The organism is Thermopirellula anaerolimosa (genome assembly GCF_054657335.1).
Genome location: NZ_BAAHYX010000006.1, coordinates 2,423,466 through 2,439,937 on the forward strand (window position 1 = coordinate 2,423,466; position 16,472 = coordinate 2,439,937).

Below are 16,472 nucleotides of genomic sequence, written 5' to 3' on the forward strand. Positions count from 1 at the left end.
GTGAACGCGGTCAAGCGGCGTCCTCCACGGTCGAGAACGTCGCCTCGGCCAAGGGGCACGTCACGGCGGGGCACGCCGATCGAACCGCGGGGCGAGCGTCTTCGCCGACACTCAGCGCCGCCCGCCGCGCGTCCAACATTTCGACCTTGCGCCGCAAGTCCTGAAGCGTGCTGATGACGACGGCCAATCGGGCATGGACCGTCATCAGCCAGGGCAGCAGCAGCATCAACCAGGTCGAAAAAAGCCCCAGAATCACGCCCCATTCGGTACTCGTCATGATCGGCGCTCCCATTCCCGCTGCAACGACCGGAGGACGACGCGGCCGGGTTCATGTCCCGGCGGAAGGCTCGCCGGCGGGTTCCGTCCGTCGTTCGCTTGCCTTGCGGCGGACTCGACGCCCGATCAAGGCGACGGCGGCGCGGGCGGCCAGCACCACGGCCAAGGAGGGCGGCCCGCTCCAGCCCAAGGCCGTCAAGAGACGCGGCAGCCAGGTCTGCACGGCGTCCGGCCCGCGCTCGGCGATCCATTCGGCGGCGGCCTCCCTCACCACGCCGCGGAGGTTCTCCTTGCCGACGACCGCCTCGGCCGCTTCCACGCGCCGGCGCAACCGACCCACCGCGGCGGTCGCGGCCTCCACGACCTTGAGACGCTCGCTCAAGGCCCGGGTCTCGGCTTGCTGCGCCGTTTCGCTCGCGCCCAATCGCTCGGCCAAGGCCTGCAAGCGCTCGCGGAGTCCGCCCGCATCGCTCGGGGTCTCCGACTCCGGACCGGATGGAGCGACGTCGTCCGGCGACGGAAGCGGGAGCGGGACCTCGCCGGGACCGGGGAGCGGAAGCGGATCGGGCCGAAGTTCCGGAAAGGGAGCGGCTTGCGGAGCGGCTTGAAAGAGGCCTCCCAGTCGGGACAGAAACGCCCGAATGCGACCGCAGTAGCTCCCCACGGTCCGCGTGCCGTCGGTACCCCACAGCACGCCCGCCACGCGGCCCCGCGCATCGAGGATCGGCCCGCCGGAATCGCCGTTCTCGGCCCCGCCGCTGACTTGCAGGGTCTGCCGACCGGCAAGCCCGGTCGTGCTTACATAGCCCAGCACGCGCCCCGACTTCACTTGCAGGCGACCGGTCGAGCCGAATCCGCAGAACGTCACCGCCTCGCCCGCCGCCGGAACGTCTCCGCGGATGGGCAGCGGATCGACCGGGGGCGCCGCGATTTCCAGCACGGCCAAGTCGCCTTCGCGATCCCATCCCAGCGCTCGCGCGGCATACGCGCCGCCGGCAAGGCTCACCGTCACTCGGCCCACGCCCTCCCGAAACAGATGGGCACACGTCAGAACCCAACCGCGGCGCTCGTCCTTGGCGATCAGCGTTCCCGTCCCGAACGACGTCATTCCGCCCGGCAGTTCATTGGCGATCCGGGCGACGGCGGTCCAAGGCGCGGCGCGAGTCGCGTCGGCCCCGGGCGGGCCTACCGGTTCGATGGGGATCGCCCCCGCCGTTTCCGGCGCGACGCCCACGGGCACACCGCATCGCCCGTCCACGCAACCGCTCGCCCCGACCGCCGATCTCGGCAACATCCCGCCGACAAAGAGCGAAAGGAACACCACGGCGGCGGGAAAGATTCGCTCCGCCCAGGTTCGCGGACGCGGCAACAGCGACTTTTCGCCCATTTCGTCCGGCACCAAGGTGCAGCGATAACGGAGGAACGCGCTGCGGGCCAAGTCGGCCGGTTCCGTCATGCGATCGGCCAGATTGGGCACCGGGTCCACGCCGCCGCCCGTTCGCAACGCCTCGGCGCAGGCCTGACTGCAAAACGGGGCCGAAGCCTCGTCGTCGCGATCGTTCGTGACCGCGGGCAGGATCAGCCGCAACAGCGGCAGGCGTCGCAGTGCCAAGGCGAAAAGCGCCCCATAGCCGTAGGGCCGGCCCATCCAGCGGCGCATGCGGCGGACCGCTCCTCGGCGATCGAAGTCGGGGCGTTGACCGTCCGGGTCCGCGGCGTACACGTCGATCCTGCCGGGATGACGGGCGACCTGGCTCTCCAGCGTAACGGCCCGGCCGCCGTAACCGCCGCGCACCTCCAAACAGAACAAATCGCCGTCCCACCAGGCGACCAAGGCGGCGTGATTGTGTACTCCCCGACCCACCGCCGAAATCACGTCCCGACGCCGGAACAGCAGGACGTCGGCATCGTCGATCATCTCCCGTGCATCGCGAAGCGCGACATAGCGGAGCATGGTTTCGCCCCCACCCATGGTCATCGCCGTTTCTCCTCAGCCGCCTCGCCGCTCGAACCCCTCACGCCGCCCACCGTTGCCCCTGCCCGAACCAGGCGTCGTCGTCTTCGTACGCCTGCGAGAAATCCGGGTCGTCGTCCCAAGGAGGCTGCCAATCGTCGGCCGCATCGCGGTCGGGCGGCGTCTCGTCGGGCAAAGGTTCCTCGGTCGTTTCACCCCGCGCCATCGCCGCCGCGCGAACCGCCACGTACCGCTCGTAGTGAGGGCTTCGCAGTTCCAACCGCAGCGGGCCGGCAGGCTCGTCGGAGGACGGCGGCAAACGCCCTTCCGCCCGCAGTCGCAGCACCATGCAGGCGCGACAAGGCATTTCCACCAAAGCCCCGCAGTTGGGGCAGCGGGCCGTCGGCGGCGATTCCGCGTTGATATCCGCGGAGACGGCGTCCTCTTGCGGACCCGCCTTCATCCGCGCGGCGATCTTCGCCACGGTGCCGCGACTGACTCCCAACTTGGCGGCGATCGCGCGGCGACTCATCTTGCCCGCTCGCAGCAACCGCTCCACGCTACGCACACGATGCAGATCCAACATGGCCGAGGTCCCCTCTGCGAATCGGCGGATCGTCCGTCATCCCGCCGGAAATATACGTATGTACACTGCTCCCGAGCGAAAAAAAGCGACGGGCAACGACCCGCCGCCAAGATGGGAATCGGCTCGCCTCGGCCTGCTCGGCCGCTTGCGTGCCGCCCACGATGAACCGATCTTACTACGGGGCGCGGCCCAGTTTCAAGCCTCCGGCGGAGCAACTCGCCGGGCGCCGGACCGAGTGCTGTCCAACCCCACCGGGTCGCGTCCAGCCCCATAACCGGAGCCGCCGGCGCGACCAGATCGTGCTAACACTATAGTGCTAACACTAGAGCCACCAGCGTAAGCTGGTGGTGTGGCGATCTGGTGATTTGCTTAGAGCCACCAGCGTAAGCTGGTGGTGAATTATCTGGAGCCACCAGCGTAAGCTGGTGGTGTAAAACCTGGAGACGCACCACGGGACGCGAACCGGACGTTCAGCGACCGAGCAGGCCTTCCAAGGCGTCGGCGGCCGCGCGGCGGACGCGAGAAACGGCGTCCGGATCGGGCAGAACCTTCGTCGAGTAGCGACCGCCCGCGTTGGGAATCGTCACCAATTCCAGGGCCGCCCGAAGTGCGGCCTCCGCCTCCGCCACGTCTTGACCGGCGGCCTTGCCCCGCTCGATCGCCTCGCGGAGCATGGCGAGGCACTCGTAATCCTCCACGCCCTCGCGAGCTTGCGCCAAGCGAATGGTCGGAACCGGTTCCTCCAGGCCGATCGGCTTGCCCGGGTAAATCAGAAAGCCGTCGCCGTTGGGATAGCGGACCCAATAGCGATTGCCCGGCTTGTCCGATTGGCTGATGTAGGCGTGCCAACCGAAGCGGTAAGGGTCGTAGGTCGTCCAGGCCACGCCCCAAAACTCGTACGCTTCCACCCCGTAGCGGAAACCATAGTACGGCAGCAACCGCTCCACGGCGCAATAGGGGGTATCCAGGCACATTTGACCGTCCGTGGTGAACCATAGCCGCTTGCCGGAAGCGCGGATGGCCTCCATTTCATCCACCGGCACCACGCCGTAGTGACCGATGCCCCAGATGTCGAGCGACCCGTCCCATTCCGGCACATGATGCCAGGTGCTGGAATAGATGGGGATGGCGGGATCGACCTCGTGGATCATCTCGCAAAGGGCCTGCATCTGCCGGATGATCGGCTCCTCGCGGAAAAAAGGCTCGTCGGAGATGTACAGCACGAAGCGGTCGGCCCAGCCTTTTTCCTTGACGTGATCCCAAAATAGCCGCAGGGCCTGCTGGTATCTTTGTTTGAATTCCGGTCGCAGTCGGCCGCGATCCGCGCCTTCGTAGGGATAGCCGCCGGGATAGGGGGCCTCGCCCCAGGCCGCTTTCGGCGGGTGTCCCCAACCGAACAAATACAGGTCCCACGGCGTGTAACTGTGCGGGAAGTGCATTTCGTCGAAGTACCAGCGGGCGGCCTCGTCGAAGGCGGTGAAGTCCGCCGTTACGCGGTCTCCGTCCAGGCGGAATCGGGGCATGGGTCGCACGGCGTCCGGGCACAACCGGTAGCGGGCCATCAGCGATGCCAGCGGACGATACCAGTCGTCCAAATTGCCGCCCCACACCGCCGAACCCGGGCCAAGACGCACGTCGTAGATGGCCTTGCATCGGCTCGTGCCGGGTAGGCTGAAGCCGCGGACGCGAAGCGTGTAGGGCACCTCCGCCGCCGCTTTTCCCGACCCCAAGCCCGGTTCCATCAAGCGGACCGTGCCGCGATATTCGCCCGGCGGTGCGCCGGAGGGTGCGAAAAAGGTCACCCAAACCGCGTGTGTCTCCTGGGCGGGCAAGTCCAACTCCGCCCGCGGCAGTAACGGGTCCGGCCACCAACCGGCAAAACCGTCGCAACCCGGCGACGTGTGCGGTATCTTGCGGTACCACGCCGGATTCTCGTCGCGATAGTAACTGGTGGGATAGTCCACCGGGACGTAGCCGACGACGTGGATTTCCGGCGGGGGCAAGACCGCGCCGTTGGGACCGCGGGGCGGGTCGGCGGCAATCCGCAAATGCCTTGCCCGACCGCTGCGAATCGCCAGTTGCAGAGGCTCGTACTCGTTGCCCGCCAGGTCCAATACCGCCGGCGTCGCGGGGCCGACCGGTTCGTCGGGGAAGACCTTGATCAGCGGATTCACGGGCCGGACGGCCAAGGGGGCGTCGGGCGGTAAGGGTCGGGCCTCCCACGCCGCCGTCGCGGCGGGCAGTATCTCCAGCACCAGTGCCCCGTCGTGCCACAGCGTGCCTTTGCCCTCGGTCGTCAGGTGTACCGACATCCGCGCGGCGTCTGCCGGCATGGTGAACGTCCCCGCAAGCAGCGTCCAATCGGTCGTATCCTTGATGCCGCTGCCCGTGCTGCGCATGGGGCTGTCCGCCGAGAACGAACCGTCCGCGCGATGGATGTGCAAGTGGACTCGGAGATCGCCGTCGCGGAGGTCTTGGCAACGTCCCCACGCGGCCACCAGATAGGCGGCGCCCGGTCGGACGGTGACCGCCTGTTGCCGACCGCGCCATCCCTTGGGCGTGTCCGGCCCGATCGTCATCTTCGCGGAGTGCGGACCCAAGCCGGGGGCGGCGATGTCGTCCCGAGTCAAGCTCACGCCGTTACCGTCCGGGGTGCGAGTCCAGGCCGCCGGATCGTCCGCCTCGAAGTCCGCATCCTTGAGCAAATTGGCGGGAGAACGCACCAGCGCGGCGTAGTCGGCAGGGTTCACGCCCTCCGGATGGACCGACGCCTCCGCCGTGTAATAGACCCAATAATCGGCCGCGGATCGCCCGGGCAAGGTCGCCTCCACAAGGATCCGGCCCTCGATGATCCGGACCGGTTGCGGACGTCCTTGGTGCAGGACGACGATCTTGGCGGGGTCCAAGCGACCGCCCAGTCGATTCCGCAAGTCGTCCAAGGGGATACCGACCCAGGCGGAACGGTCCCGCTCGTCCAGGTTCCACGCCCGAACGAGAACGCGGCGATCGCACGCAGCGGCGGGTCCTTGGGTCGGCCAATTCCCCGGACCGCCGATCCGCCGCAGTTCCAGGCGCTGCACGGCGTCGGCCTCGACCCGCCACGGTTGCCCATCCAAACATTCCAGACGCACGTCGTCGAACCAAGCGGTACCCGATCCGCGGAGGACGGTCCCCAAATCGGCCTGATCGGCTTCGGCGGGCGCAACGAATTCGGCGCGGACCTGCTTCCAGTCGAAGGTTCCCTCGCCCGCGGTCAACATGGGCGAGGCCAACATGGGGTTGTCGCGGTTGCCCAGGTGGATGTACCAGCCCGCAAATCCTCGCACATCCTTCGCCCGCACCCAGGCCGTCATCACGTACCGGGCACCGCCGATGATGCGGATGTTGTGTTGCCGCGTGGCGATCCACGTCGGTTCCGCGCCGGGTTCCACGATCGTCTTGAGACAACGCTTGCCGGACCGCGGCGACTCATCCGTCCATTCGGCCCGGTGCTGAGGATCGGGCGCATCGTGCCGCCACCCGGCGGGCGCGGCGTCCGGCCCCGCCGCGAAATCGCCCCACTCCATATCGCCGTTGACCAGTCCGCGACGGGCCTCGAAATAGTCGGGCAGGAAACCGGCCGCGGGATTGTCGAAATACACGTAAAGTTGCACAACGCCTTGCGGCGGGCAGTCGGCCGGGATGACCAAAACGCCGCCCGGCGGAATGGGGCCTTGCCGCAACGTGCCGCCGTCCGGTCCGAGCAGGTCGAAGAGCAACTCCCGCCCGCTCGCATCGCAAAGACGCAGGCTCGTCGCGTCGGCGCCGACCAGGGCGGCCTGACCCGGCCCGGCACCGATCGGCACCTCGATCGGCACGCCTTGCAGCGTCTGCGACGATTCGTTGATCACGCGGATGGGAATGCGGCACCGCCAATAGTCGCCGCCGCTCAGGTACAGCGGGTGATGCCAGTCGGCCGCGGCGCCGGGCACGCCCGCCGTGAGAAGCAGCACGGTCGTCCAGACCAGACGCCGCCGAAAACCTCGCGATGCATAATGATTTCGCGATGCTTGGTGATTCACGGCACCCTCCCCGGTATAAGCTCCTGGAGCCACCAGCGTCAGCTGGTGGTGAATTACCTGGAGCCACCAGCGTAAGCTGGTGGTGTGAAATCCAGAGCCACCAGCGTAAGCTGGTGGTGGCAGCGATGGTAAACGCTGGGCAGCGCCAAAACACCGCCGGCTCACGCCGGCGGCTCCAATTACGCTTGCGCCATCGCGCGAAACCTGGAGCCACCAGCGTGAGCTGGTGGTGTGAAATCCAGAGCCACCAGCGTAAGCTGGTGGTGGCAGCGATGGTAAACGCTGGGCAGCGCCAAAACACCGCCGGCTCACGCCGGCGGCTCCAATTACGCTTGCGCCATCGCGCGAAACCTGGAGCCACCAGCGTAAGCTGGTGGTGTGAAATCCAGAGCCACCAGCGTAAGCTGGTGGTGTGAAATCCAGAGCCACCAGCGTAAGCTGGTGGTGGCAAACCCTGGGTAGCGCCGAAGCACCGCCGGCTCACGCCGGCGGCTCCAATTACGCTTGCGCCATCGCGCGAAACCTGGAGCCACCAGCGTAAGCTGGTGGTGTGAAACCTGGAGCCACCAGCGTAAGCTGGTGGTGTGAAATCCAGAGCCACCAGCGTAAGCTGGTGGTGGCAAACCCTGGGTAGCGCCGAAGCACCGCCGGCTTACGCCGGCGGCTCCAAATCCGCCGACGGCGCCAACGTGGGCGACTCGGGCGACGCAGGTTCGGACGAGGGCGTTGCCGCCCCCTCGCCCTTGAACAACTTCCGATTGAGTTGGCTGTGGAAACCCGTCCAAGCGCTGCCGACGTTGGGATCCTCCTTGATGCACTGCCGGAAGGCCGCCATCCAGGCATCCAAATGATCCAGGCAGTGCAGCGCCAGGGCCTCCAGCGTCATGGGCGGCTTGGGGCTGCCGAAGTCCAGTTGCCCGTGATGGCTAACGATCATGTGCTTCAGCCGCAGGGCGATTTCGACCGGGAACGCCTCGCCCGCCAATTCCTCGGCTTGGCGGACCTTTTCCTCCAGCATCTGCGTGCCGATGACCAGGTGGCCCAACAATTGTCCGGCGTCGCTGTAGCCGTATTCCCGCTCGTACGTCAATTCGCGGACCTTGCCGATGTCGTGCAGGAAGGCGCCCATCAGCAGCAATTCGGGGTCCAGGTCGGAATAGCGTGGGGCGACGGCGCGAGCCAACTCCATCAGGTTGACGATGTGATCGACCAGCCCGCCCTCGTAGGCGTGATGGAACTTCATCCCCGCCGGGGCCTTGGCCAGATCGCGCAGAAACGTCTCGTCCAGCAGAAAGCACTCGGCCAGGTTGCGCAACGCGGGATTGCGCAGGCCGCGGAGCAGTTCCGCCAAACGGTTCATCAGCCGGTCCACCTGGCAGGGCGCCACGGGGGTGAAGTCGGCCGGGTCCACCTCGCCCGGGTCCACGCGTTGAATCCGCGAAACGATCAACTGCAAGGCGCCTTGATAGACTTGCGTCGTCCCCTCCACGCGGACGTAATCGCCGTTCTCGAACGAGCGATAAAGCTGCTCGGTGGCGTTCCACATGCGGGCGCTGATGGAGCCGGTACGATCGGTGAGATCCACTTGCAAGTACAAGGCCCCGTGGCGATTGGGGCGCAGTTGCTTTCCTCCCGCCCGATAAACCTCGCGTATTTGCTCTTGCGGACCCAACTGCTGAATGAAGCGACGTTCCATGGGCGATCGTCGAACTCCGGAAACGCCGAGGACGGCGCCTGAAGGGGGGACGGTGCGGCTTGACGCGGAGGCGGAAGCGGCCGAGACGACACGTCACCGCCGCGCCGCCGGGCCGATAAGCCCGCGATCCAACGAAACTCGGATTGTAGGTCGGCCCGCAACCCGGAACAAGACGCCCCCGGAATCGACCCCGGCGCCGCACCCGGGCGGGGGCACCACCGCGGCGGAAAGGCCGGCCTCGGCGCTGCATCCCCGCCCCGTCGTTGCCCGGCGATTCCCCCTTCGAGTACAATACACCTTCTGAAAGATTCATGCGTGATTTTGCCCGCGACCGTGTGATCGCGCGGCTAAGACGACAAGGACCCATCCATGAGTGAAACCGCCAAGCTGGTATTGGAAGGCAAAGAGTTCGAATTCCCGATCCGCGTCGGCACGGAAGGGAATCGCGTCATCGACATTTCGAAGCTCTACGCCGCGACGGGCTACATCACGCTCGACGACGGTTTCGCCAACACCGGCGGCGCGGCCAGCAGCATCACCTACATCGACGGCGAGCAAGGCATCCTCCGCTACCGCGGCTATCGCATCGAGGAGTTGGCCGAGCGCTGCGACTTTCTCGAAGTGGCCTTTCTGCTAATCTACGGCGAACTGCCCACCGCCGAGCAGTTGGAGGAGTTCCGCGAGGGCATCCGCAAACGGACGCTGCTGCACGAAGGGATGAAGAACATCTTCGCGGGCTTCCCGCCCGACGCCCATCCCATGGCGATCCTCAGTTCCGTGGTCAACGCCTTGTCGATCTACTGCAAGGATTCGCTCGATCCACTGGACGAAAACCAGCGTCAATTGGCGATGTTTCGCTTGATGGCCAAGATGCCGACGATCGCGGCCTTCGGCTACAAGCAGTCCATCGGCCAACCCTTCATGTATCCGCAAAATCACCTCGATTACTGCCAGAACTTCCTCTACATGATGTTCGCCCTGCCGAGCGAACGGTACCACCTGGTGCCGGAGCACGTGGAGGCCTTGAATCTGCTGCTGATCCTGCACGCCGATCACGGCCAGAATTGCAGCACCTCCACGGTCCGCATGGTCGGTTCCAGTAATGTGAACCTGTTTTCGGCGGTGGCGGCGGGCATCAATGCCTTGTGGGGACAATTGCACGGCGGCGCCAACGAGGCCTGCATCAACATGCTCGAGCAGATCGTGGCCGAGGGCGGCAACGTCGGCAAGTTCGTCGATCGCGCCAAGGACCCCAACGACCCCTTCCGCTTGATGGGTTTCGGCCATCGCATCTACAAGAATTACGATCCCCGGGCCAAGATCATCAAGGCCATGGCCGACCGCCTGCTAAGCAAGCAAGCCGCCGACATTCCGCTGTTCCAGGTGGCCCAAGAATTGGAGGAGGTCGCCCTCAAGGACCCCTATTTCGTGGAGCGCAAGCTGTACCCCAACGTGGACTTCTATTCGGGGATCATCTACCGCGCGCTCGGCATCCCTAAGAATATGTTCACCGTGCTGTTTGCCTTGGGGCGTCTGCCGGGTTGGATCGCCCATTGGCGCGAGATGCACATGTCCTCGAGCAAGCGCATCCATCGACCGCGGCAGCTTTACACCGGCTACCCCGAGCGATCCTACGTGCCCATCATCAAGCGCTCCACCGAACCGCCGAAGGAAGTGCATATTCAGCGTCCGCCCACGGGTCAGTTCCCCGGCGGCGAGTTCGAGCTATAGTCCGCGCTTGTGCGGGCCTGCGGCACGAACGGGAGCCTCCAGCGTTAGCTGGAGGTGCCTTCACGCTACCCAAGATTCAAGCGCTGACGCAGCGCTTTCACCACCAGCTTACGCTGGTGGCTCCAGGTTTATACATCAACAGTTTACGCTGGCAGCTCATGGCTTTGTTAGTAATCCGTGATCACACGTGGAGCCTCCAGCGTTAGCTGGAGGTGCCTTCACGACGGCACGGCCTAGCGCATCCGCAGGACGACGGTCCGCCCCAGGATTTGTTCGCTCGCGATGCAGAAGTCCGGTCGCCAATACCGCCCGTCCATAGAAGAGTGCGAATCGTCGCCCAATACCAGGTACTTTCCCGGCGGCACACGCACCGTGAAGGAGGCTTGGAGCACAACCGCGAACTCCTCGCCCGGCAGTCGTAACGGGAAAAAGGATGACTCCGCCCGGGAATCGAACGATGCGCCCGCTTTTCCATTGGGCAGCGGTTCCGGCGTCGGCGTCACCACGTCGTAAGGGGGCAGGTAATACACGTCGCGCAGCACCCGAAGGTCGGCCAATCGCCCCGTCGCCCCTTCCGCCTCGACCACGAATGGCTGAATCAGCGACCGCGTCAGCGGCGGCGGGTCGTACGTCGACTCGAAGACCGGGCGATCCTGCACCGCCACCAGCAGGCGGCGATCGACCAGGGAGACCGCCACGGGAAGCGGCGGCTTTGGATTCGGTCGGCGAACCCAGTTCTCCAGCACCCGAGGCAGAGTCGTCCAAAGCTCCATGCCGCCAGGGTCGTCCTCCGTGCCGCCTTGCTCGATCGCCATCCGCTTGGCCGCGAAATCGAACGTCACGATCCAACCTCGGTCGCCGTCGTCCGCTCGAATCTTCAGTTTGCCGCCCGCGTCCTTGCCTTTCGCCGAAAACTCGGTCAACGAAAACAGCAGGACCAAGTCGCGGGTCGGAAACTCCAGTTGATCCCAACCGGGGTGAAAGTGGCAGTAATTAGTGGCGGGCGAGGCCAGGCGGACCGGGCAGGGCAGGGCGCGCGGTCCGCGGGAGTCTTCCGCAAGCGGCAACGGGGCCGACATTTCCCGCACCAGGGGCCACGGCTTTCGGCAAATCCGCCCGTTCACGAATAGGTCGCCTTCGCGGATCGCCACGCTCTCGCCCGGCAATCCCACGATCCGCTTCACGAGCATCCGGGAGGCCGCCGCCGGGTCTCGCAAGCCCACCATCTCCCAGCGACGAGGCCGCCGAAAAAAGTACGGACTGCGCAGATTCCACACCAGGTCGCCCACGTGCCAGGTCGCGTTTTCGGTAGAAATCGCCACGCGCCGCCCGCAGTGGGGGCACACAACGATCGGCGGCAAGCGCCCATCGGGCATAGGCAACACGGCAAACCCCCGCCCGCAACCGTCGCACGTCACGCGATGGTGTTCGCCGATCAAACAGGGGACCATGGAGCCTCCTTGCACGCGATGCGGGCGAAACGAGGTGACAAAGACGTGATCGGCGGTCACAACCGTCGCCGCCAGCAGCACCGCCGCCCGCACCATGCGGAAAAGCGCCCCGCGTGCCCGACCGGCACGGCAGGGAATGGGCGGCCGATGGGCGACCGCGCCTTCCGCCCCGACCGGCATGCCCGACCCGGGGACCGAGCCTATCGCGGCCGAATCATCGGAGGGAATGCGTTCACGTGGGGGCATGGCGCTGAGCCGCAAATCCGGAATGCGGCGGGCGAGCATCCCGGGCGTGCCGGACATCATATTCGCCGCAGATATTCGATCGCCCGCTGGACCTCGCCGACGGGCTGATCGTCCCCGACGGCACGGACAAAGAACCACCCCCGATAACCCGTTTTCTCCAAGCCTCCCAAAACTTCAGAATAATCCACATCTCCGGTACCCAAGGGGGCGATTCTGCGTTGGCCCGGCCCACCGCCCGACACGGCATCCGTCGCGTGGACGACCATCACGGAGTTTCCCAAGGCTTGGACGGCCTGTTGCGGCGAGTGCCCGAACGCCGCCAGCAGCCCGGGGTCGAGGTCCACGCCGACCCCACCTTCGGGTAATAATTTCAGCAGTCGGGCCAAATCTTCGCCCGAATCCTCGCCCAATTCCCCCGTAAGGATCACCCCTTCCCGCTCGCTATAGTGTATCAGGTCGCAGAGGACATCCACGATCAGGGGATTCGAAATAGACTCTTCCGAGGGATGATCTTCGCTTTGCTCGGGCAGGCGTCCCAGGCGATTGGTGAGAAAGCCGGCGCCCAAGGCGGCGGCCAAACGCATGGCGGTCTTCGTGCCCTCCACCCGCCGATCCAGGTCCTGGGTTTCGTCATAACCCCTTTTGGTTCGGAATCTTACGACGGAAAGGCGGAGGTTCCTGTCGCTCAATTGCTTGCGGATCTCGCGGACGGCGGTTTGCCCCAGTTCCCGCCACGGCAATTGCCGCCGCAGGTCGATTTCGACGGTATCCACGCCCAAGCGACGGGCGGTCTCCAAGCACGGCAGCCAGTCCAAGCCCAGCGAAGCCAGGTCAACGGCGGGACGAATTCTGAGCACGGATCAATCCTTTTTAACTTGTCGCGGCACGCGACGCCGAAACCGAAGTAGGCGCGGTCCGCGCACCCTTGCCGCGTCCGTAGTCATTTGTCCTTGCACGACCTTGGAAACCCGATCGAGGGGTCGCAACCGCAGGGTCCGATTCCACCCGCGGTGAATCCCCCCGGCGATTCCGAACGCATTTCCATGTGCCCACGTTCGATGATTCCATTCCGCGATCAATCCTGCTCCAACGCTCGGCGACGGGGCGGGGCGGCGCGGGAGCGCCGAATCTTTGATCACCGAGGGAGGGGGCACGCTCCCTCCGCGGTCGGGGCGGTCGTGCTGGCGCTCTTTGGGATCATTGTAGGGGCGTACGCGGAGGAGCCCAAGACCGCCGATCCCGGCGAGCGGATGCCCCAAGCCGCGACGCAGGCGGAAGCCCCCCGCGGTCGCTACGTGGAGGCCGCATCGGCCCAGTCGTTGGACTCCCGCCCTTTGCCGGGGACGCAGTCCGTCTTCAGCCTCGACTTCGCCGAATCGAAGGACGTCAATTACGATAATTGGCCGGACTACTGGACGCGCCGGGTGGGCGAAGGGTTTCCCGCCTATTTGAAAATGGAGATCGTGGACGTACCCTCGCCCGACTCGCCCCGCTCGCTCGTGGCGGAACTCGACGGCGGGGGCGTCGCGGCCTTTAGCCCTCCCATTCAGGTCTCCACGCTTTTCAGCCACGTGCTGGAGGTCTGGATTCGCGCCGAGGGAATCCGGCACGATCGGGTGTTCACGACGCTGAGCTTTTTCGACTCGCGGAACAACCCGCTGCACATCGCACGGTCGGCGGAGATCGTCCCCGGTCCCGAGTGGCGGTTATTGCGACTGGGACCGCTGGACCTGGACCTGCCTCAAGCCGAGACGGTCGTGGTGGGCCTGCACGTGGAACCGCGAGAAAAGGCCGATCTGAAGGCCGCCGTGTGGTTCGGCACCATCCGCCTGGGTCGCCTACCCCGATTGAGCGTGCGACTGAACCGCGCGCACGGCCTGTATCAGGAAGGCGAGGCCGTCCAAGCCGAATACACGGCGGCGGGAATCGCCGCCCAATCGCCTCCCTTGGAATTGGAGATTCTGGATCCCGACGGGAACACGCTGGAGCGCGTGCAAGCCCCGTTGGAGGTTCGCCCCGCGTTCGGTCCGGACGAGATCCCGCGGGAGGAATCGCTACGGGCCAACCCGCCCCATTTTGGCGTGTGGAAGTGGGACGTACCGCTGTCTCAACCCGGCTACTATGTTTTGCGGGCGACGCTTTCCACCCCGGAGGGCGCGCGACGCCGCGTCGAGGTCCCCGTCGCACTGCTGGCGCCCGTCTCGCAGATCTCGGCCGCTCCTTTCGGTTGGTCGCTGCCGCGGGGCGCCGATCCCCTCGACCTCCGCGACCTCCTGGAAGTGATTCGCCTGTCCGGGGTGAGTTGGGTCAAATTTCCCGTCTGGACCGACGATTCGGCGAAGCCGGAGACCTTGGAGGAACTGGGCTTCTTCCTGGAGCGACTCCGCGGACAGGGCGTGCAAACGGTGGGACTGCTTTGCGAACCGCCCCCGACTCTCCGCGGTCCCTGGACCGGTCGAACCACCGCCGCCGAATTCTTCGCCGCGGATACCGAACTTTGGCGACCGTCGCTGGAGTTGACGCTGGCGCGTTTCGGGCTGCTGGTCGGTCGCTGGCAATTGGGCCGCGACGACGACCTGGGGTTCACCGCCGTTTCTCACCCCGAGGAAATCGTGCGCCGCGTGTCGGCCGAGGTCTCCAAGGTGCTCTACGGCGGACAAGTGGGGACGGCATGGGACTGGCTGGAACCGCCGCCTGTGGGTCGCGGTTCGCCGTGGCGATCCCTGCAATTCACCACGGAACCGCCCATGACCGCCGCGGAGGTCCGGCGCTACCTCGCCGGATACGCGAAGCCTGACGCCGAAACCGCCTTGTGGGTCGATCTCCGCCCGCTGAATCGGAGCGAATACCCGCTGCCCGTCCGCATCACCGATTTGGTGCTTCGCATGGCGGCGGTCAAGGCGAACGGTGCGGAGGCGGGCTTCCATCCCGACCCCTTCGATCCCCGCTGCGGCCTGTTTCGCCCGGACGGCTTTCCCACCGAGATGCTGATCCCCTGGCGGACCGCCGTCCACAGCCTGCGCGATCGTACGCCAAGGGGATCGATCCGCTTGCCCGGCGAGTCGCAAAACCTGATCTTCGGCGACGGCGAGACGGGCATGATGATCGTTTGGAACCAGGAACCCGGCGAGGAAACGCTCTACCTGGGCGAGGCGGTCTCGACCACGGACGTATGGGGACGCACCGCGCCCCTCTCCCGCTTGGGAGAAAAGCAACGCTTGAGCGTCGGACCGCTGCCGCAGTTCCTGGAGGGCGTCCACCTGCCGGTCGCGCTTTGGCGGCAGGCCTGCCAACTCGGCGTTGCCCGGGTACCCAGCGTGTACGGAAAGCCCATCTCCAACCAACTACGGTTCCGCAACACGTTCCCGCAAGCGGTATCGGGCACGGTGCGACTTCCGGGCGGTCGCGGTTGGCGACTGGAGCCGGAGACGGCGGCCTTCAAGTTGCTTCCCAACGAGGAGATCGCGGTCCCCTTTGTGCTCACGCTGCCCCTGGACGCAGAGGCGGGCGTTCAACCGTTCGTCGTTCACTTCTCGGTGCAGTCCGACCGGCGATACGAATTCGACGTCTTTCACACCTTGGAGATCGGCCTGGGCGACGTGTACGTTGACGTGCGCACGCGATTGAACGCGGCGGGCGAACTGGAGGTTCAGCAAACGCTGGTCAACGAGACGGAGAATCCCCTGTCTTTCCGCTGCGAACTGTTCGCCCCCGATCGGCGGCGTCAACGGACGCAACTCGACGTGCCGGCCTTGGGCCGCGCCATCCACGTTTACACCCTGCCCGCCGGACACGAACTCTTGGGACAAACGATCTGGCTGCGTGCGGAAGAGGTCGGGCAAGCCCGCGTGCTGAACTATCGCACCACCGCCTCCGCCGAATGACCCCCGCGCGATCGCGCAAACCCTGGAGCCGCCGGCGCCTAATGGAGCCCCTAATGGAGCCACCAGCGTAAGCTGGTGGTGTGCGCGAACTTTGCACGCACATACTTGAGCCACCAGCGTTAGCTGGTGGTGGCGTGAACTATACACGCTCATACTAGAGCCACCAGCGTTAGCTGGTGGTGTGCGCAGTGGTAAACGCTGGGTAGCGTGAAAACACCTCGGGCTTACGCCCGAGGCTCCAGTGTCTCCTGTGCCATCGCGCAAACCCTGGAGCCGCCGGCGCCCAATGGAGCCCCTAATGGAGCCACCAGCGTAAGCTGGTGGTGTGCGCGAACTTTGCACGCACATACTTGAGCCACCAGCGTAAGCTGGTGGTGAATCCTGGGTAGCGTTGAGACACCGCCGGCTTACACCGGCGGCTCCAGTTTATTTCACGCCGGCGGCTCTAAATTATTTCGCGCCGGCGGACCTAATTGCGCTAGCGTCACCAATCGCACCGGCGGCTCCAAAATAACCTTGACGCGAAAACGCGATTCTTGTAATATTGCATCATGTTGCAAACAACCAAGGACGATGATACGTATAAG

Annotated in this window: 9 protein-coding genes; 2 read left to right on the forward strand and 7 right to left on the reverse strand. The window is 65.6% G+C overall.

Annotation, left to right across the window (positions count from 1 at the left end):
- Positions 1-10 precede the first annotated feature (10 nt).
- The 5 genes from ACYQ6J_RS14745 to ACYQ6J_RS14765 form a co-directional block, all read right to left on the reverse strand.
- Positions 11-277, reverse strand: coding sequence for a hypothetical protein (locus ACYQ6J_RS14745; RefSeq protein ID WP_460184950.1), 267 nt, complete (start codon positions 275-277; stop codon positions 11-13).
- A 51-nt stretch (positions 278-328) separates the two neighbouring features.
- Positions 329-2,254 (reverse strand): trypsin-like peptidase domain-containing protein, encoded by a 1,926-nt coding sequence (locus tag ACYQ6J_RS14750; protein ID WP_460184951.1) that lies wholly within the window; start codon positions 2,252-2,254, stop codon positions 329-331.
- Between the two features lie 37 nt (positions 2,255-2,291).
- Positions 2,292-2,816, reverse strand: coding sequence for a hypothetical protein (locus tag ACYQ6J_RS14755; RefSeq protein ID WP_460184952.1), 525 nt, complete (start codon positions 2,814-2,816; stop codon positions 2,292-2,294).
- 470 nt (positions 2,817-3,286) lie between these two features.
- Entirely contained in the window at positions 3,287-6,877 is a 3,591-nt protein-coding gene (locus ACYQ6J_RS14760; RefSeq protein ID WP_460184953.1) for a glycoside hydrolase domain-containing protein, read from the reverse strand.
- 652 nt (positions 6,878-7,529) lie between these two features.
- Positions 7,530-8,573, reverse strand: coding sequence for a 3'-5' exoribonuclease YhaM family protein (locus tag ACYQ6J_RS14765; RefSeq protein ID WP_460184954.1), 1,044 nt, complete (start codon positions 8,571-8,573; stop codon positions 7,530-7,532).
- Positions 8,574-8,942: 369 nt separating this feature from the next.
- On the opposite strand from ACYQ6J_RS14765, the gene ACYQ6J_RS14770 reads away from it, so the two are divergent.
- Positions 8,943-10,304 carry a citrate synthase gene (locus ACYQ6J_RS14770; protein WP_460184955.1) on the forward strand — a complete coding sequence of 454 codons (1,362 nt, stop codon included), beginning with the start codon at positions 8,943-8,945 and terminating at the stop codon, positions 10,302-10,304.
- A gap of 233 nt (positions 10,305-10,537) precedes the next feature.
- Here the strand turns inward: ACYQ6J_RS14770 and ACYQ6J_RS14775 are convergent, their stop codons facing one another.
- Positions 10,538-12,001, reverse strand: coding sequence for a S26 family signal peptidase (locus tag ACYQ6J_RS14775; protein WP_460184956.1), 1,464 nt, complete (start codon positions 11,999-12,001; stop codon positions 10,538-10,540).
- A 56-nt stretch (positions 12,002-12,057) separates the two neighbouring features.
- Complete coding sequence (locus ACYQ6J_RS14780) at positions 12,058-12,858, reverse strand: sugar phosphate isomerase/epimerase family protein (protein WP_460184957.1); 801 nt, start codon at positions 12,856-12,858, stop codon at positions 12,058-12,060.
- 321 nt (positions 12,859-13,179) lie between these two features.
- Here ACYQ6J_RS14780 and ACYQ6J_RS14785 point away from each other — a divergent pair, with 321 nt between their 5' ends.
- Positions 13,180-15,885: a hypothetical protein gene (locus ACYQ6J_RS14785; RefSeq protein WP_460184958.1), complete on the forward strand. Its 2,706-nt coding sequence runs from the start codon at positions 13,180-13,182 to the stop codon at positions 15,883-15,885.
- Positions 15,886-16,472: the final 587 nt, after the last annotated feature.